This window comes from Pseudomonas sp. FW305-25 (genome assembly GCF_017351415.1).
Classification (GTDB): Bacteria; Pseudomonadota; Gammaproteobacteria; order Pseudomonadales; family Pseudomonadaceae; genus Aquipseudomonas; species Aquipseudomonas chlororaphis.
Map to the genome: position 1 here is coordinate 26683 of NZ_JACNDE010000034.1, position 18152 is coordinate 44834.

The following is an 18152-nucleotide window of genomic DNA, read 5'->3' on the forward strand; positions in this document are numbered from 1 at the left end:
TTGACCCATGTTCAAATATATTGGCGACATCGTTAAGGGTACTGGTACCCAACTGCGCAGCCTGGTGATGGTCTTCGGCCATGGCTTTCGCAAGCGCGACACCCTGCAATACCCGGAAGAGCCGGTCTACCTGCCGCCCCGCTACCGCGGCCGCATCGTGCTGACCCGCGACCCCGATGGCGAAGAGCGTTGCGTAGCCTGCAACCTGTGCGCCGTGGCATGCCCGGTGGGTTGCATCTCGCTGCAGAAAGCTGAAACCGAAGACGGTCGCTGGTACCCGGACTTCTTCCGCATCAACTTCTCGCGTTGCATCTTCTGCGGCCTCTGCGAGGAAGCCTGCCCGACCACCGCGATCCAGCTGACCCCGGATTTCGAGATGGCCGAGTTCAAACGTCAGGACCTGGTTTACGAGAAAGAAGATCTGCTGATCTCCGGCCCCGGAAAGAACCCTGATTACAACTTCTATCGTGTTGCAGGTATGGCCATTGCCGGTAAGCCAAAAGGCTCCGCGCAAAACGAAGCCGAGCCGATCAACGTGAAGAGCTTGCTGCCTTAAGGAAGAAAGATGGAATTCGCTTTCTATTTCGCGTCAGGTGTTGCCGTTGTCTCCACGCTCCGCGTGGTGACCAACACCAACCCTGTGCACGCCCTGCTCTACCTGATCATTTCGCTGATCGCCGTGGCGATGACCTTCTTCAGCCTCGGCGCGCCGTTCGCCGGCGTGCTGGAAGTGATCGCCTATGCTGGCGCCATCATGGTGCTGTTCGTGTTCGTGGTGATGATGCTGAACCTGGGGCCTGCCTCGGTTCAGCAGGAACGCATCTGGCTCAAGCCGGGAATCTGGCTGGGGCCTGTGGTGCTCGCCGCCCTGCTGCTGGTGGAGCTGCTGTACGTGCTGTTCAGCCACCAGAGCGGTACCGGTGTTGGCCACACCACCGTGGACGCCAAGGCCGTGGGCATCAGCCTGTTCGGTCCTTATCTGCTGGTGGTCGAACTCGCCTCGATGCTGCTGCTCGCCGCAGCCGTCACGGCGTTCCACCTGGGCCGCAACGAGGCGAAGGAGTAAGAACATGCCTACGATCGGAACTATCCCTCTGGAGCATGGCCTGGCCGTTGCCGGCATCCTGTTCTGCCTTGGCCTGGTCGGCCTGATGGTGCGCCGCAACATTCTCTTCGTGCTGATGAGCCTGGAAGTGATGATGAACGCCTCCGCCCTGGCCTTCATCGTCGCAGGTGCCAGATGGGCGCAGCCGGATGGACAGATCATGTTCATCCTGGTGATCAGCCTGGCAGCCGCCGAGGCCAGTATTGGCCTGGCGATCCTGTTGCAGCTGTATCGCCGCTTCCACACTCTCGATATCGACGCTGCCAGCGAGATGCGCGGATGAACCTTCTCTATCTGACTTTCCTGTTCCCCCTGATCGGTTTCCTGCTGCTGTCGTTCTCCCGTGGACGCCTCTCGGAAAACCTCGCCGCCCTGATCGGTGTCGGCTCCGTTGGCCTGTCGGCGATTGTCGCGGCTTATGTGATCTGGCAATTCAACGTCGCCCCGCCGGAAGGTGGCCACTACACCCAGGTGCTGTGGCAGTGGATGACCGTAGGTGACTTCAAGCCGACCTTCGCCCTGTATCTGGATGGCCTGTCCGTGACCATGCTCGGCGTGGTGGTGGGCGTGGGCTTCCTGATCCACCTGTTCGCGTCCTGGTACATGCGCGGTGAAGACGGTTACTCGCGCTTCTTCGCCTATACCAACCTGTTCATCGCCAGCATGCTGTTCCTGGTGCTCGGCGATGACCTGTTGTTCCTGTACTTCGGCTGGGAAGGCGTGGGCCTGTGCTCGTACCTGCTGATCGGTTTCTACTACAGCAACCGCAACAACGGTAACGCGGCACTCAAGGCCTTTATCGTCACCCGCATCGGCGACGTGTTCATGGCCATCGGCCTGTTCATCCTGTTCCAGCAGCTGGGCACCCTGAATATCCAACAACTGCTGGTCGCGGCGCCTGCGAAGTTCCAGGCCGGCGACTTCTGGATCGTCCTGGCGACCCTGATGCTGCTGGGTGGCGCGGTCGGTAAATCCGCCCAGCTGCCGCTGCAGACCTGGCTGGCGGACGCGATGGCCGGTCCTACTCCGGTTTCGGCACTGATCCACGCCGCAACCATGGTGACCGCCGGTGTCTACCTGATCGCCCGTACCCACGGTCTGTTCGCCCTGGCGCCGGATATCCTGCACCTGGTGGGCGTCGTCGGTGGCGTGACCCTGGTCCTGGCCGGCTTCGCCGCGCTGGTCCAGACCGACATCAAGCGGATTCTCGCCTACTCGACCATGAGCCAGATCGGCTACATGTTCCTGGCCCTGGGCGTTGGCGCCTGGGATGGCGCGATCTTCCACCTGATGACCCACGCCTTCTTCAAGGCCCTGCTGTTCCTTGCCTCCGGTGCGGTGATCGTTGCCTGTCACCACGAGCAGAACATCTTCAAGATGGGCGGCTTGTGGAAGAAACTGCCACTGGCCTACGCCAGCTTCATCGTCGGCGGCGCGGCCCTTGCGGCCCTGCCACTGGTCACCGCCGGTTTCTACTCCAAGGACGAGATCCTCTGGGAAGCCTTCGCCAGCGGTAACCACGGCCTGCTGTATGCCGGTCTGGTGGGGGCCTTCATGACCTCGCTGTACACCTTCCGCCTGATCTTCATCACCTTCCACGGTGAAGCCAAGACCGAAGCCCATGCCGGCCATGGCATCAGCCACTGGCTGCCGCTGTCGGTGCTGATCATTCTGTCGACCGCCGTCGGCGCCATGATCACTCCACCGCTGCACGGCGTACTGCCGCAAAGCGTCGGCCATGCCGGTGGCGAAGCCAAGCACAGCCTGGAACTGGCGTCGGGCGCCATCGCCATCGCCGGTATCCTGCTGGCCGCGCTGCTGTTCCTCGGCAAGCGTCGCTTCGTTACCGCCGTCGCCAACAGCGGCATCGGCCGCATCCTCTCGGCCTGGTGGTTCGCTGCCTGGGGCTTCGACTGGATCTACGACAAACTGTTCGTCAAGCCATATCTGGCGATCAGCCATGTACTGCGCAAAGACCCGCTCGACCAGACCATCGGTCTGATCCCGCGCCTGGCCAAAGGGGGCCACAACTCCTTGAGCCGTACGGAAACCGGTCAACTGCGTTGGTACGCCGCCTCGATGGCTGCTGGTGCCGTGCTGGTTATCGGCGCCGTCGTGCTGGTAGCGGTCTGATATGAACCTTGCGAACTTGCGAAAGGAATTGAGCCCGTCATGATTCTGCCTTGGCTAATCCTGATCCCCTTCATCGGCGGCCTGCTGTGCTGGATGGGTGAGCGCTTCGGCGCCACCCTCCCCCGCTGGATTGCGCTGCTGACCATGTCCCTGGAACTCGCTCTCGGCCTCTGGCTGTGGGCCCATGGCGACTATTCATTCGCTCCGGCACCTGGCGCCGATCCGACCTGGACCCTGGAGTTCAAGCACGTCTGGATCGAGCGCTTCGGCATCAACGTGCACCTGGCCCTCGATGGCCTGTCGCTGTTGATGATCCTGCTGACCGGCCTCCTGGGCGTGCTGTCCGTCCTGTGTTCCTGGAAAGAGATCCAGCGTCACGTGGGTTTCTTCCACCTGAACCTGATGTGGATCCTGGGCGGTGTCGTCGGCGTGTTCCTCGCCCTCGACCTGTTCATGTTCTTCTTCTTCTGGGAAATGATGCTGGTGCCGATGTACTTCCTCATCGCGCTCTGGGGTCACAGTTCTTCGGACGGCAAGAAAACCCGGATCTACGCCGCGACCAAGTTCTTCATCTTCACTCAGGCTTCCGGCCTGATCATGCTGGTGGCGATCCTCGGTCTGGTGCTGGTCAACTTCAACGACACCGGCGTGATCACCTTCAACTACGCCGACCTGTTGAAGACCAAGATGTCGACCACCACCGAGTACGTGCTGATGCTCGGCTTCTTCATCGCCTTCGCGGTGAAATTGCCGGTGGTGCCGTTCCACTCCTGGCTGCCCGATGCCCACGCCCAGGCACCGACCGCGGGCTCCGTGGACCTCGCCGGTATCTTGCTGAAGACCGCGGCCTACGGCCTGCTGCGTTTCGCCCTGCCGCTGTTCCCGAATGCCTCGGCCGAGTTCGCGCCGATCGCCATGACCCTGGGTCTGATCGGGATCTTCTACGGTGCCTTCCTGGCCTTCGCCCAGACCGACATCAAGCGCCTGGTGGCATTTTCCAGCGTTTCGCACATGGGCTTCGTGCTGATCGGTATCTACTCCGGCAGCCAGCTGGCCCTGCAGGGCGCGGTGATCCAGATGCTCGCGCACGGCCTGTCGGCGGCGGCACTCTTTATCCTGTGCGGCCAGTTGTACGAACGCACCCACACCCGCGACATGCGTGAAATGGGCGGCCTGTGGTCGAAGATCGCCTACCTGCCAGCCATCAGCCTGTTCTTCGCCGCGGCCTCGCTGGGCTTGCCGGCGACCGGTAACTTCGTCGGCGAATTCCTGATCCTGATCGGCACCTTCGCCCGTGCCCCATGGGTCACCGTGCTCGCGACGTCCGGCCTGGTGTTCGGTTCGGTCTATTCGCTGATCATGATTCACCGTGCCTACTTCGGCCCCGCCAAGTCGGACGCGGTCCTGCACGGCATGGATGCTCGCGAACTGATCATGGTGGTCGGACTGGCGGCGCTGCTGATTTACATCGGCATCTACCCGCAACCGTTCCTCGATACCTCTGCCGCCACCATGAGTGGCGTGCAGCAATGGCTCGGCACCGCCTTCACTCAACTCGCTTCGGCCCGGTAAGAGCGCTATGGACTTTACGATTCAACACTTTATCGCGCTTGCGCCGCTGTTGATCACCAGCCTCACCATCATTGTGGTGATGCTGGCTATCGCCTGGCGTCGCAACCATTCGCAAACCTTCCTGCTGTCGGTCGCCGGTCTGAACCTGGCGTTGCTGTCGATCCTCCCGGCCCTGAAAGTCACCCCTCTGGCGGTGACTCCATTGCTGCAAATCGACCAGTTCGCCTGCCTGTACATGGCGCTGATCCTGGTGGCCACCCTGGCCTGCGTCACCCTCGCCCATGCCTACCTGGGCGACGGCGGCACCGGTTACCCGGGCAACCGCGAAGAACTGTACCTGCTGATCCTGATGGCCGCCGCCGGTGGCCTGGTTCTGGTCAGCGCGCAGCACCTGGCCGGCTTGTTCATCGGCCTGGAGCTGCTCTCGGTACCGGTCTACGGCCTGGTGGCTTATGCCTTCTTCAACAAGCGCTCGCTGGAAGCCGGCATCAAGTACATGGTGCTGTCGGCCGCCGGTTCCGCGTTCCTGCTGTTCGGCATGGCCCTGCTCTACGCCGAAGCCGGCAGCCTGAGCTTCAACGGCATCGGTCAGGCCCTGGCCGCGACCGGCCTGCCTAGCCCGCTGGCCCAACTGGGCCTGGGCATGATGCTGATCGGCCTGGCATTCAAGCTGTCGCTGGTACCCTTCCACCTGTGGACCCCGGACGTCTACGAAGGGGCCCCGGCGCCTGTGGCGGCCTTCCTGGCCACCGCGAGCAAGGTGGCGGTATTCGCGGTGATGGTGCGCCTGTTCCAGATCTCGCCGGTGGCCAGCAGCGGTGTCCTGAACACCGTACTGACCCTGATCGCGATTGCCTCGATCCTGTTCGGTAACCTGCTGGCGCTGACCCAGAGCAACCTCAAGCGTCTGCTGGGTTACTCCTCCATCGCCCACTTCGGTTACCTGCTGATCGCCCTGGTGGCGAGCAAAGGCCTGGCGATGGAAGCCATCGGCGTCTACCTGGTCACCTACGTGATCACCAGCCTCGGCGCCTTCGGCGTGATCACCCTGATGTCCTCGCCTTACAAGGGTCGCGACGCGGATGCCCTGTACGAGTACCGCGGCCTGTTCTGGCGCCGTCCGTACCTGACCGCCGTACTCACCGTGATGATGCTGTCCCTGGCCGGCATCCCGCTGACCGCGGGCTTCATCGGCAAGTTCTACATCATCGCCACCGGTGTCGAAGCGCACCAATGGTGGCTGGTCGGCTCCCTGGTCCTGGGCAGCGCCATCGGCGTGTTCTACTACCTGCGCGTCATGGTCACCCTGTACCTGATCGAGCCGAACCTGCGCCGCGTCGACGCCCAGCTGCACTGGGAACAGAAAGCCGGCGGCGTGATGCTGCTGGCCATCGCGGTCCTGGCGTTCTTCCTCGGCATCTACCCACAACCGCTGCTGATCCTGGTCCAGCAATCCGGTCTGGCGGGCTGATCACTCAAGAACGATCCGCAGTAAAACAAGACGGCGCCTTCGGGCGCCGTTTTGCATTTATGGGAACGGCCCTCCCCTACCCTGCGAATTGCCCTTCAAGCAAATCCGTGATGCCTGACATACCCGAACTGTGCCTGGCTTTAAAGTGAACTCCACACGCCACACTCAAATAGAGGCAAGGAAAGACGATGAGACGAGACATCTTTTCCGAGTTGATCGAAGGCCTTGAAGCGCTGGCAGATGAACGCCACGGCAGGATCACACTACCCACCAGGACGCTGTCGCGAGCAATCGAGCGGCAACCCTCTACACCTACAGAACTGAAGACCGTCGGCACCTGCGCCACGAAGCAGCCAGGGTAGGCTTGCTCGCGAAAGCGACAACGCAATCATCGCGCGCCTCGAAAAAAACGGCACCCGAAGGTGCCGTTGCGCATTACCGATCCACAACCTTATTTGCGCGCTGCCTCCCACGACTTGAGCAGCTCGCTGTAGCTCACGGTTTCCCCCTTGGGTTTCTCGTTGGCCAGTTTCGGTTTCGGCGCGCCCGGCTGGTCAAACCAGTATTGCGCGTCGCGCTCGGGGTTCATTTTCGGTGCGCAAGTGGCCTGGGCTTTCGAGCGCTCGAGCCGGGTCATGATCGCGTCCTGGTCCTTGGCCAGGCCATCGAGCGCCTGTTGCGGGGTTTTCTCGCCGCTGGCGGCTTCGGCGATATGGCTCCACCACAACTGCGCCAGGCGTGGATAGTCCGGCACGTTGGTGCCGGTCGGCGTCCACTGCACCCGGGCCGGGCTGCGATAGAACTCCACCAGGCCACCGAGCTTCGGCGCCAGGTCGGTCATCGCCTGGGAGTTGATGTCCGACTCGCGGATCGGTGTCAGGCCGACGATGGTTTTCTTCAGCGACACGGTTTTCGAGGTCACGAACTGGGCATAGAGCCAGGCCGCGAGTTTCTGCTTCTCCGGGGTGGACTTCATGAAGGTCCAGGAACCCACGTCCTGATAGCCCAGCTTCATGCCCTCTTCCCAGTACGGTCCACGCGGCGACGGCGCCATGCGCCATTTCGGCGTGCCGTCGGCGTTCATCACCGCCAGGCCCGGCTTGGTCATGTCGGCGGTGAACGCGGTGTACCAGAAGATCTGCTGGGCGATATTGCCCTGGGACGGCACCGGCCCGGACTCGGAGAAGGTCATGCCCGCCGCTTCCGGTGGCGCGTACTTTTTCATCCAGTCGACGTATTTGGTGGTGGCGAACACCGCCGCCGGGCCGTTGGTGTCGCCGCCGCGGGTCACGCTGGAGCCCACCGGATGGCAATCCTCGACGCGGATCCCCCACTCGTCCACCGGCAAACCGTTGGGCAAGCCCTTGTCGCCGCCGCCGGCCATGGAGAACCAGGCATCGGTGAAGCGCCAACCCAGGGACGGGTCCTTCTTGCCGTAGTCCATATGCCCGTAGACCCGCTTGCCGTCGATCTCCTTGACGTCCTCGCTGAAGAACTTGGCGATGTCCTCATAGGCCGACCAGTTCACCGGCACACCCAGCTCGTAGCCGTACTTCTCCTTGAACTTGGCTTTCAGGTCGGCCCGCTCGAACCAGTCGGCGCGGAACCAGTACAGGTTGGCGAACTGCTGGTCGGGCAGTTGATAGATCTTGCCGTCCGGCGCGGTGGTGAAGGAAATGCCGATGAAGTCCTTGATGTCCAGGGTCGGCGAGGTGTAGTCCTTGCCTTCGTTGGCCATCAGGTCGGTGATGGATTCGGTCTTGCCATAACGAAAGTGCGTGCCGATCAGGTCGGAGTCGTTGACCCAGCCGTCATAGATATTCTTATCCGACTGCATCTGGGTCTGCAGCTTCTCCACCACGTCGCCTTCCTGCAGCAGGTCGTGGGTCAGCTTGATCCCGGTGATTTCGCTGAAAGCCTTGGCCAGCACCTTGGACTCGTATTCATGGGTGGCGATGGTTTCCGAGACCACGTTGATCTTCATCCCGCGAAACGGCTCGGACGCCTTGATGAACCACTTCAGCTCTTCCAGCTGTTGCTCCGCGGTCAGGGTGGATGGCTTGAACTCGCTGCCGATCCATTTTTTCGCGGCGTCCTCATAGGCGTCGGCCCAGGCCGTCGCGCTCAGGCCGCTCAATGCCAGCATGGCCGCCAATGAAACGCTATGTCGCAGCTTATTGTTTTTGTCGAACATAGAGACCTCCCGGTTGAATTTCGAAGCAGGACCGCCGCGCACGCGCCCGGCTAGCCCCAACGCATCACAGCCAACAGCCACACCAGGGACAGCACGAACGCCACCCAGATGCTCCAGTCGGTGGCGCCGATTACCAGCAGATGCAGGTAGGCGCTGCCGAGAAGACCGATAAACAGACGATCGCCACGGGTGGTGGCAATCGGCAGGAAGCCGCGCCGAGGGATGCTCGGCGAACGCAGCTCCCAAGTGGTCATGCCCAGCAGGATCAAGGCAATGACACCGAAGAATGCCGCCGTCGGGGCGGTCCAGTTCATCCATTCCATCAACGGTTCCTCATACCCGGCCCAGGGCAAAGCCCTTGGCCACATGGTTGCGAACAAACCAGATCACCAGCATGCCCGGCAGAATGGTCAGCACCCCGGCGGCCGCCAGCACGCCCCAGTCGATACCGGAGGCGGACACGGTGCGGGTCATCACCGCGGCGATCGGCTTGGCGTTCACCGAGGTCAAAGTCCGCGCCAGCAACAGTTCGACCCAGGAAAACATGAAGCAGAAGAACGCCGTCACACCGATCCCCGAGCCGATCAGCGGGACGAAGATCTTCACGAAGAATTTGGGAAAGCTGTAGCCATCGATGTAGGCGGTCTCGTCGATTTCCTTCGGCACCCCGGACATGAAGCCTTCGAGAATCCACACCGCCAGCGGCACGTTGAACAGGCAGTGGGCCAGGGCCACGGCAATGTGCGTATCGAACAGGCCGATGGACGAATACAGCTGGAAAAACGGCAGCAGGAATACCGCCGGCGGCGCCATGCGGTTGGTCAGCAGCCAGAAGAACAGGTGCTTGTCGCCGAGGAAGCGGTAGCGCGAAAAGGCGTAGGCCGCCGGCAGCGCCACGCTCAGGGAAATCACCGTGTTCAGGCTGACGTAATACAGCGAGTTGAGGTAGCCGGTGTACCAGCTGGGGTCGGTGAAGATCACCTTGTAGTTGTGCCAGGTGAAGTCCTGGGGCCACAGGGTCAGGCTGCCGAGGATCTCGTTGTTGCTCTTGAACGACATGTTCAGCAACCAGTAGATCGGCACCAGCAGGAACAGGATGTAGATCAGCAGCGGTATCAGCTTGCGCTTGGTCATGGCGGCCGTCCTCAGCGATTGGCGTCGGAGTGGGTCATGGCGGTGTAGAACAGCCAGGACACCAGCAGGATGATCAGGAAGTACACCAGGGAGAACGCCGCGGCCGGGCCCAGGTCGAACTGACCTATGGCCATCTGGGTCAGGGTCTGGCTGAGGAAAGTCGTGGCGTTGCCGGGCCCGCCGCCGGTGAGCACGAACGGCTCGGTGTAGATCATGAAGCTGTCCATGAAGCGCAGCATCACCGCGATCAGCAGCACGCTTTTCATCTTCGGCAACTGGATATGGCGGAACACCGCCCAGTTCGACGCCCGGTCGATGCGCGCCGCCTGGTAATACACGTCCGGGATCGCCCGCAGCCCCGAAAAGCAGAGCAGCGCCACCAGCGAGGTCCAGTGCCACACGTCCATCACCAGCACCGTGACCCAGGCATCCATGGTGTTGGCCGCGTAGTTGTAATCGATGCCCAGGGCATTCAGCGCCGAGCCCATCAGGCCGATGTCGGCGCGACCGAAGATCTGCCAGATGGTGCCCACCACGTTCCACGGGATCAGCAGCGGAATGGCGAGGATGATCAGCACCACCGACGACCAGCGCCCCTTGCTCGGCATGGTCAGGGCGATGGCGATGCCCAAGGGGATTTCGATCAGCAGCACGCAGGCCGAATAGATGAACTGGCGCAGCAGCGAGTCGTGCAGGCGCGGGTCGAGCAGCACCTGGCGGTACCAGTCGGCGCCGACGAAATAGCGGCTGGACTGGTCGAAAATGTCCTGCACCGAATAGTTGACCACGGTCATCATCGGGATCACCGCACTGAAGGCCACCAGCAGGAACACCGGCAATACCAGCCACCAGGCTTTGTTGTTCTGCACTTTGTTCATGGCTGAACCTCGTTCGTGGCGTGGGCCTCCAGCAGGTATTCGTCGGCGTAGACCATCAGCCACTGCGCTGGGAAGCTGATGCAGGCCCTGCCCTGCGGCACCGGTTTGTCTTCGGCCAGCCGCACTTTCAAGACCGCGCCGTCGAGGTTCAGGGTCATGATCTTGTAGGTACCCAGGTCCTCGATGTGGACCACGTCGGCCTGCAGCGCCTCCTCGTAAGGCTCGTCCCAGACATGGATGAACTCCGGGCGAATGCCGACTTTCAGGCTCTGGTAATCGATCTCGGCGATTCGCTGCTGCAAGGCTTCAGGTAATGGCAGGTGGGTGCCGGCGAACCTGACACCGCCGGCCTCTGCCCGGACCTCGATCAGGTTCATCCCCGGGCTGCCGATGAAGTAGCCGACAAAGGTGTGGCTCGGCCGCTCGAACAGCTCCCGCGGGGTACCGAACTGGACGATCTGCCCGCCGTACATCACCGCGATCTTGTCGGCGAAGGTCGAGGCTTCGAGCTGGTCGTGGGTGACGTAGACCATGGTGATGTTGAACTGCTCGTGGATCTGCTTGAGCTTGCGCCGCAGCTTCCACTTCAAGTGCGGGTCGATCACCGTCAGCGGCTCGTCGAACAGGATCGCCGATACGTCGTCGCGCACCAGGCCGCGGCCCATGGAAACCTTCTGCTTTTCGTCGGCGCTGAGGTTGCGCGCCTTCTTGTTCAGCAGCGCCTGCAAGTCGAGGACCTCGGCGATCTCCTGCACCTTGCTGTGCACCCTGGCCTCGGCCAGGCCCTGGTTGCGCAGCGGAAAGGCCAGGTTGTCGAACACCGTCATGGTGTCGTAGACCACCGGGAACTGGAAAACCTGGGCGATGTTGCGCTTCTCGGGAGTCAGCTCGTTGACCACCCGGGTATCGAACAGCACCTGCCCCTGGGAAGGGCTGAGCAGCCCGGAAATGATGTTGAGCAAGGTCGACTTGCCGCAGCCGGACGGCCCGAGCAAGGCATAGGCGCCGCCCTGCTCCCAGACGTGGTTCATCTCGCGGATCGCATAGTCCTCGGGACCGGCCGGGGTACTGGTGTAACTGTGGGCGAGGTTGTGCAAACGGATCTCGGCCATCAGGCAACCCTCGCGACGCGCCGCCCCGGTGCCTGGACCAGACGGCCCTGGGCATCGAAGACGAACAGTTTGTGGGTGGGGATATAAATGCGGATCGGCGCGTCGACGTCGTATTCGTGCACGCCGGGCAGGTGCAGCACCAATAGGAATTGTTCGTTGCGCACATGCAGGAAGGTTTCCGAGCCGCTGATTTCCGCCACCTCGACGGTCACCGCCAGCTCCAGGTCGTCGTCGTTGCTCGGTACCAGGGAGATATGGCTGGGCCGCACGCCGAAGCGGAACTCGCCCTCGCCGACCGGGCGCAGATCGACGTTCAGCGGAAAGTGCACGAAATTGGCGAAGCTCACTTCATTGCCGGCGATGCGCCCCGGCATCAGGTTGATCGGCGGTTCGGAGAACAGCTCGGCAGCCAGCACCGTCTGGGGCTGGTGATAGACCTCGGCGGTCTTGCCGCTCTGCACCAGGCGCCCCTCGTGGAGGATGGTGGTGGTGCCGCCCAGGGCCAGCGCCTCGTTGGGCTCGGTGGTGGCATAGATGGCGATGGTGTGGCGGGCCTGGAACAGCTCGCGCATCTCCTGGCGCAGCTCTTCGCGCAGCTTGTAGTCGAGGTTGACCAGCGGCTCGTCGAACAGGATCAGCTCGGCATCCTTGACCAGCGCCCGGGCCATCGCCGTGCGCTGCTGCTGGCCGCCGGACAGCTCCAGCGGATGGCGCTGCAGGAACTTCTCGATCCGCAGCATCTTCGCCGTCTCCAGCACCTTGCTCTCGATCAGTTGCGCCGAAACGCCGGCCTGGCGCAGCGGCGAGGCGATATTCTCGAACACGGTCATGGTCGGGTAGTTGATGAACTGCTGATAGACCATCGACACGTTGCGCAGCCGCACCGGGCGCCCGGTGACGTCCACGCCGTTCATCAGGATGCGCCCGCTGGCGGGCTTGTCGAGCCCGGCGATCAGGCGCATCAGGCTGGTCTTGCCGGACAGCGTGCGCCCCAGCAGGACATTGAAGGAACCGGGTTCAAAGCGCAGCGAGATGTCATCGATCCAGGTCTGGCCCTCGACGACACGACTGACATGCTCCAGCGTTAATGACATGGCTCGGCCTTTTTTATTATTGGAGTCAAGCGACCGGAGCAGCAGAGCGACTTTCGTGCCAGAACCGCGGCAGCAAACCAAGCCACTGATAAGCCTGATATTTATTAAAAGACAGGCTATTGGAAGGTTCACAGCTGAACAGAAATGAACAACCCGCACTGAACAACTGAACAGTCCGGCGGTTGACAATGAACAAGAGTGAACAACACTGGATGGACGCTTTTGCCCGTAAACGCCACAGTCCCGGGCATAGGCCAATAACAACAATAAAAGCGTTTTCAGAGACCTACCGCCATGAGCGCACCTGCCTCACCGCTGTCTCACGAGACCATCATCAAGGACTCCTGGAGTCGCTGCCGGGCCTTTGGCCTCAGCCACCAGAGCGCGCCCGCCTTCGACCAACTGCCCGCCGAGCGCATCGCCCAGTTGCTGGAGAGCCAGCATGCCCTGGTGCAGACCACCCACCAGGAAGTCCTGCCCTACTACGAGAACATCCTCAGCAACTCCAATTGCCTGATCATGCTCGCCGACAACCAGGGCCAGGTGCTGACGTCCTGGGGCACCCAGCGTTTTATCCAGCCGAGCCTGGCCCGTGGTTTCAGCGCCGGCGCCAGCTGGCTGGAACACTGCAGTGGGACTAACGCCATCGGCACCGCCCTGGCTTGCGAACAGGCGGTGCATATCGAGCACGATGAACACTTTCTCAAGGCCAACCGCTTCATGACCGGCTCGGCCGCGCCGATCTTCGATGCCGAGCGCCGGGTGATCGCGGTGCTGGACGTTTCCAGCGACAGCTACCTGCCGCCCTCCCATACCCTGGGCATGGTCAAGATGATGAGCCAGACCGTGGAGAACCGGCTGATCCTCAACCTGTTCCAAGGCCGGCATTTCCAGCTGACCTTCAACACCGGCCTGAACAACCTCGACAGCCAGTGGGCCGGCTTGCTGATCTTCGATGACAGCGGCCAGGTGCTTTCGGCCAACCGCCGCGCCGACAACCTGCTGGGCATCAGCCTGTCGCGGGTCGGCATCGAAAGCCTGTTCAAGGTCTCCCTGCTGGAATTGCTCAACCAGCCCGAAGGCCTGCCCTTCGCCCTGCAGGCCGCCGGTCGCAACCGCTTCCATTGCCTGCTCAAGCGTCCAAGGCAGATGCCGATCCAGGCCCGAGTCTTCGTCGAGCCACCTTCCCGTCCGGCTCCCGCCAACACAGATGCCATCAGCCTGAACACCCTGCACTTCGGCGACAGCCGGGTGGAGAAGGCCGTGCGCCAGGCCGAACGGCTGCTGGAAAAGGACATTCCGCTGCTGATCCACGGCGAAACCGGCGTCGGCAAGGAAGTTTTCGTCAAGGCCCTGCATCAAGCCAGCTCGCGGAGCAAACAGGCGTTCATTGCCGTCAACTGCGCGGCGATCCCCGCCGAACTGGTGGAGTCCGAGTTGTTCGGCTACGAGAAAGGCGCCTTCACCGGCGCCAGCCAGAAAGGCAGCATCGGCCTGATCCGCAAGGCCGACAAAGGCACGCTGTTCCTCGACGAAATCGGCGACATGCCCTTGCCGACCCAGGCCCGCCTGTTGCGTGTGCTGCAAGAGCGTTGCGTGCAACCGGTGGGCAGCAGCGAGCTGTTCCCGGTGGACATCCGCATCATCTCGGCGACCAACCGCTCCCTGCGCGAACAGGTACAACTCGGGCGTTTCCGCGAGGACCTGTATTACCGCATCGGCGGCCTGACCCTGGAGTTGCCGCCCCTGCGCGAACGCAGCGACAAACAGGCGCTGTTCAAGCGTATCTGGGAGCAACACCGCGAGTCCGGCCAATGGGCCGGGCTCAGCCGCGATGTCCAGGAACTGTTCGAGCGCCATCCCTGGCCGGGCAACCTGCGCCAGGTCAGCAGTGTGATGCAGGTGGCGCTGGCCATGGCCGAAGAACAACCGATCCGCGCCGAGCACCTGCCGGACGACTTTTTTGTCGACCTGGACATGGAGCCAGCCACCAGCCACGAACCGCCCGGCGACATCGACCTGCAAGACACCCCCGACCTGCACCGCCAGCTCAAGGCCGTGGGCGGCAACATATCCCTATTGGCCCGGCGCCTGGGGGTGAGTCGCAATACCCTCTATAAAAGATTGCGCCAGCAGGAGGATTGATTGCCCGCCCCCTGCCCCCGAATGGCAGGCAAACAAAAACCCGCACAAGGCGGGTTTCTGTTTGTCGCCAGTACAGCAATCAGTCAGCCAGGCGCCAGGTAGTCCCACCCTTGCCGTCTTCCAGCACCACGCCCATGGCGGTGATCTGGTCGCGGATGCGGTCGGACTCGGCCCAGTCCTTGTTGGCCCGGGCCGCCAGGCGCGCCTGGATCAGCGCTTCGACCTGCGCTGCGTCGACCCGGCCTTCGGCACCGGCCTGCAGGAAGTCGTCGGCGTCCAGCTGCAGCACACCCAGCACGTCCGCCAGCTCCCGCAGGCGCGCCGCCAGACCGGCCGCCGCATTGAGATCGCTCTCGCGCAGACGGTTGATCTCGCGCACCATCTCGAACAGCACCGCACAGGCTTCCGGCGTGCCGAAGTCGTCGTTCATCACCTCGGTGAAACGCTCGACGAAGGCTTCGCCACCGGCGGCCGGTACAGTCGGCAGGCCTTTGAGGGCGTGGTAGAAACGCTCCAGGGCGCCCTTGGCGTCCTTGAGGTTGTCTTCCGAGTAGTTGATCGCGCTGCGGTAGTGGCTCGACACCAACAGGTAACGCACCACTTCCGGATGGTATTTGTCGAGCACGTCGCGGATGGTGAAGAAGTTGTTCAAGGACTTGGACATCTTCTCGCCATTGATGCGGATCATGCCGCAATGCATCCAGGCATTGGCGTAGGTCTTGCCGGTGGCCGCCTCGCTCTGGGCGATCTCGTTTTCATGGTGCGGGAACTCGAGGTCGCTGCCGCCGCCATGAATGTCGAAGGTCTCGCCCAGGCAGCAGGTCGACATCACCGAGCATTCGATGTGCCAGCCCGGACGCCCGGCGCCCCATGGCGATTCCCAGCTCGGCTCGCCCGGCTTGGCGGCTTTCCACAGCACGAAGTCCAGCGGGTCCTGCTTCGACTCGTCGACTTCGATCCGCGCGCCGATGCGCAGGTCTTCGATCTTCTTGCGCGACAGCTTGCCGTAACCGAGGAACTTGCCGACCCGGTAGTACACGTCGCCGTTGCCCGGCGCGTAGGCGTAGCCCTTGTCGATCAGGGTCTGGATCATCGCGTGCATGCCGGCGATATGGTCGGTGGCACGCGGCTCCATGTCCGGCTTCTTGATGTTCAGGCGCGCTTCGTCTTCGTGCATCGCCGCGATCATGCGCTCGGTCAACGCCTCGAACGACTCGCCGTTCTCATTGGCCCGATTGATGATCTTGTCGTCGATGTCGGTGATGTTGCGCACATAGGTCAGGTCGTAGCCGCTGAAGCGCAGCCAGCGGGTCACCAGGTCGAAGGCGACCATGCTGCGGCCGTGGCCCAGGTGGCAATAGTCGTACACGGTCATGCCGCACACGTACATGCGCACCTTGTTGCCATCGAGCGGCTTGAAGACTTCTTTGCTCTTGGTGAGCGTGTTGTAGATCGTTAGCACAAGGAGTTCCTTAACTGATCACTGACCCCAGGAGTCGCGCAGGGTCACGGTACGGTTGAATACCGGTGCGCCCGGTTTCGAGTCCTTGATATCCGCGCAGAAGTAACCTTCGCGCTCGAACTGGAAACGGTCTTCCGGCTGTGCGTTGCCCAGCGAGGGTTCGGCACGACAACCAGTGAGGACCTGCAGGGAGTCAGGGTTGATGTTGTCCAGGAAACTTGCGCTGTCTTCGGCCTTCTCCGGGTTCGGCGAACGGAACAGGCGATCGTACAGGCGCACTTCGCACTCGACGCTGGCGGCGGCCGGCACCCAGTGGATCACGCCCTTGACCTTGCGCCCTTCCGGGTTCTTGCCCAGGGTGTCCGGGTCGTACGAGCAACGCAGCTCGACGATGTTGCCGTTGGCGTCCTTGATCGCCTCGTCGGCGCGGATCACGTAGCTGCCGCGCAGGCGCACTTCGCCGGCCGGTTCCAGGCGCTTGTAGCCCTTTGGCGGCTCTTCCATGAAGTCGTCGCGATCGATGTAGATTTCACGGGCGAACGGCAGCACCCGCACACCCATGTCTTCTTTCGGATGGCGCGGCAGTTCGAGGTTCTCGACCTGGTCTTGCGGGTAGTTGGTGATCAACACCTTCAGCGGACGCAGCACGCACATGGCGCGCGGGGCGCTGTGGTCGAGGTCGTCACGGATGCTGAATTCCAGCATGCCGAAGTCCACCACGCCGTCGGAACGGTTGGTGCCGACCATCTCGCAGAAGTTGCGGATGGATTTCGGCGTGTAGCCACGACGACGGAAGCCCGACAGGGTCGACATGCGCGGGTCGTCCCAACCGTTGACGTGCTTCTCGTCCACCAGTTGCTTGAGCTTGCGCTTGCTGGTGATGGTGTAGTTCAGGTTCAGGCGGCTGAACTCGTACTGGCGCGGCTGTGCCGGCACCGGCAGGTTTTCCAGGAACCATTCGTACAACGGGCGATGGCTTTCGAACTCCAGGGTGCAGATCGAGTGGGTGATGCCTTCGATGGCGTCCGACTGACCGTGGGTGAAGTCGTAGTTCGGGTAGATGCACCACTTGTCGCCGGTCTGGTGGTGATGCGCATGGCGGATGCGATACATGATCGGGTCGCGCAGGTTCATGTTCGGCGAGGCCATGTCGATCTTGGCCCGCAGCACACGTGCACCGTCCGGGAATTCGCCAGCGCGCATGCGGGCAAACAGGTCCAGGTTCTCTTCGACGCTGCGATCGCGGAACGGGCTGTTCTTGCCCGGCTCGGTCAGGCTGCCACGGTATTCCTTGGCCTGCTCGGGGGTCAGGTCGTCGACATAGGCCTTGCCCGCCTTGATCAGCTCCACCGCCCACTCGTGCAACTGGTCGAAGTATTGCGAGGCGTAGCGCACTTCACCGGACCACTCGAAGCCCAGCCACTTGACGTCGCTTTCGATGGCGTCGATGTATTCCTGGTCTTCCTTGGCCGGGTTGGTGTCGTCGAAACGCAGGTGGGTGACGCCGCCGAATTCCTGGGCCAGCCCGAAGTTCACGCAGATCGACTTGGCGTGACCGATGTGCAGGTAGCCGTTGGGTTCCGGCGGGAAGCGGGTCACGATCTGTGTGTGCTTACCCGAGTCCAGGTCCGCCTGGATGATCGGGCGCAGGAAATTGACCGGAACGGCCGGTCCGGTCTTGGAATTCGAGGTAGGGTCGACAGTGGGCTTGCTCATAGGATCCTTGAACGTACAAGTGCGCGGCCGGTGCGGCCTGATAAATCAAAACGGATATCATAGCCGATGCGGTCAAGCCCCTGACAGAGCGGGCTTTAAATCTGCCGCGATTAATCCGTCGCAAATGAAAAAACAG

General features: G+C 62.3%; 15 protein-coding genes and 1 pseudogene. 8 read left to right on the plus strand and 8 right to left on the minus strand.

The window, feature by feature from the left end; genetic code table 11:
• The first annotated feature begins 7 nt into the window (after positions 1-7).
• The 7 genes and pseudogenes from nuoI to J4E58_RS32120 all read left to right on the plus strand — a co-directional run.
• Positions 8-556, plus strand: a complete 549-nt coding sequence (gene nuoI, locus J4E58_RS25045; RefSeq protein ID WP_003223795.1) for an NADH-quinone oxidoreductase subunit NuoI — start codon at positions 8-10, stop codon at positions 554-556.
• A 9-nt stretch (positions 557-565) separates the two neighbouring features.
• Entirely contained in the window at positions 566-1066 is a 501-nt protein-coding gene (gene nuoJ, locus J4E58_RS25050; RefSeq protein WP_007929608.1) for an NADH-quinone oxidoreductase subunit J, read from the plus strand.
• Positions 1067-1079: 13 nt separating this feature from the next.
• Positions 1080-1388 (plus strand): NADH-quinone oxidoreductase subunit NuoK, encoded by a 309-nt coding sequence (gene nuoK, locus J4E58_RS25055; RefSeq protein WP_085985111.1) that lies wholly within the window; start codon positions 1080-1082, stop codon positions 1386-1388.
• Positions 1385-3238: an NADH-quinone oxidoreductase subunit L gene (gene nuoL, locus J4E58_RS25060; protein WP_007929611.1), complete on the plus strand. Its 1854-nt coding sequence runs from the start codon at positions 1385-1387 to the stop codon at positions 3236-3238. The genes nuoK and nuoL overlap by 4 nt, the downstream gene beginning before the upstream one ends.
• Positions 3239-3277: 39 nt before the next feature.
• Positions 3278-4810, plus strand: a complete 1533-nt coding sequence (gene nuoM, locus J4E58_RS25065; RefSeq protein WP_007929612.1) for an NADH-quinone oxidoreductase subunit M — start codon at positions 3278-3280, stop codon at positions 4808-4810.
• A gap of 7 nt (positions 4811-4817) precedes the next feature.
• The gene (gene nuoN, locus J4E58_RS25070; RefSeq protein ID WP_087091626.1) at positions 4818-6281 is read left to right on the plus strand and encodes an NADH-quinone oxidoreductase subunit NuoN; all 1464 of its coding nucleotides are present in this window, start codon (positions 4818-4820) and stop codon (positions 6279-6281) included.
• A gap of 188 nt (positions 6282-6469) precedes the next feature.
• Positions 6470-6554, plus strand: a pseudogene (locus J4E58_RS32120) (transcriptional regulator); the annotation flags it as partial.
• Between the two features lie 178 nt (positions 6555-6732).
• Here J4E58_RS32120 and J4E58_RS25075 read toward each other — a convergent pair.
• From J4E58_RS25075 to J4E58_RS25100, 6 genes are read right to left on the minus strand one after another with little or no spacing between them, the layout of a single operon-like run.
• A complete protein-coding gene (locus J4E58_RS25075; protein ID WP_087091627.1) occupies positions 6733-8475 on the minus strand; it encodes an ABC transporter substrate-binding protein in 1743 nt (580 codons plus the stop codon).
• 50 nt (positions 8476-8525) lie between these two features.
• Positions 8526-8798 carry a DUF2160 domain-containing protein gene (locus tag J4E58_RS25080; protein ID WP_009044596.1) on the minus strand — a complete coding sequence of 91 codons (273 nt, stop codon included), beginning with the start codon at positions 8796-8798 and terminating at the stop codon, positions 8526-8528.
• Between the two features lie 10 nt (positions 8799-8808).
• On the minus strand, positions 8809-9609 hold the full coding sequence (locus J4E58_RS25085; protein WP_007929618.1) for a carbohydrate ABC transporter permease: 801 nt from the start codon (positions 9607-9609) through the stop codon (positions 8809-8811).
• 11 nt (positions 9610-9620) lie between these two features.
• Entirely contained in the window at positions 9621-10487 is an 867-nt protein-coding gene (locus tag J4E58_RS25090; protein ID WP_007929620.1) for a carbohydrate ABC transporter permease, read from the minus strand.
• Positions 10484-11599, minus strand: coding sequence for an ABC transporter ATP-binding protein (locus J4E58_RS25095; RefSeq protein WP_087091628.1), 1116 nt, complete (start codon positions 11597-11599; stop codon positions 10484-10486). Before J4E58_RS25095 ends, J4E58_RS25090 begins: the two co-directional genes overlap by 4 nt.
• Positions 11599-12693, minus strand: coding sequence for an ABC transporter ATP-binding protein (locus J4E58_RS25100; protein WP_007929624.1), 1095 nt, complete (start codon positions 12691-12693; stop codon positions 11599-11601). The genes J4E58_RS25095 and J4E58_RS25100 overlap by 1 nt, the downstream gene beginning before the upstream one ends.
• Positions 12694-12987: 294 nt before the next feature.
• On the opposite strand from J4E58_RS25100, the gene J4E58_RS25105 reads away from it, so the two are divergent.
• A complete protein-coding gene (locus J4E58_RS25105) occupies positions 12988-14838 on the plus strand; it encodes a sigma-54-dependent Fis family transcriptional regulator (RefSeq protein WP_087091629.1) in 1851 nt (616 codons plus the stop codon).
• 79 nt (positions 14839-14917) lie between these two features.
• Here the strand turns inward: J4E58_RS25105 and cysS are convergent, their stop codons facing one another.
• Together cysS and J4E58_RS25115 are read right to left on the minus strand one after the other, a co-directional pair.
• Positions 14918-16300 carry a cysteine--tRNA ligase gene (cysS, locus tag J4E58_RS25110; RefSeq protein ID WP_053261852.1) on the minus strand — a complete coding sequence of 461 codons (1383 nt, stop codon included), beginning with the start codon at positions 16298-16300 and terminating at the stop codon, positions 14918-14920.
• Between the two features lie 18 nt (positions 16301-16318).
• Complete coding sequence (locus J4E58_RS25115; RefSeq protein WP_087091630.1) at positions 16319-18016, minus strand: glutamine--tRNA ligase/YqeY domain fusion protein; 1698 nt, start codon at positions 18014-18016, stop codon at positions 16319-16321.
• Positions 18017-18152 lie beyond the last annotated feature (136 nt).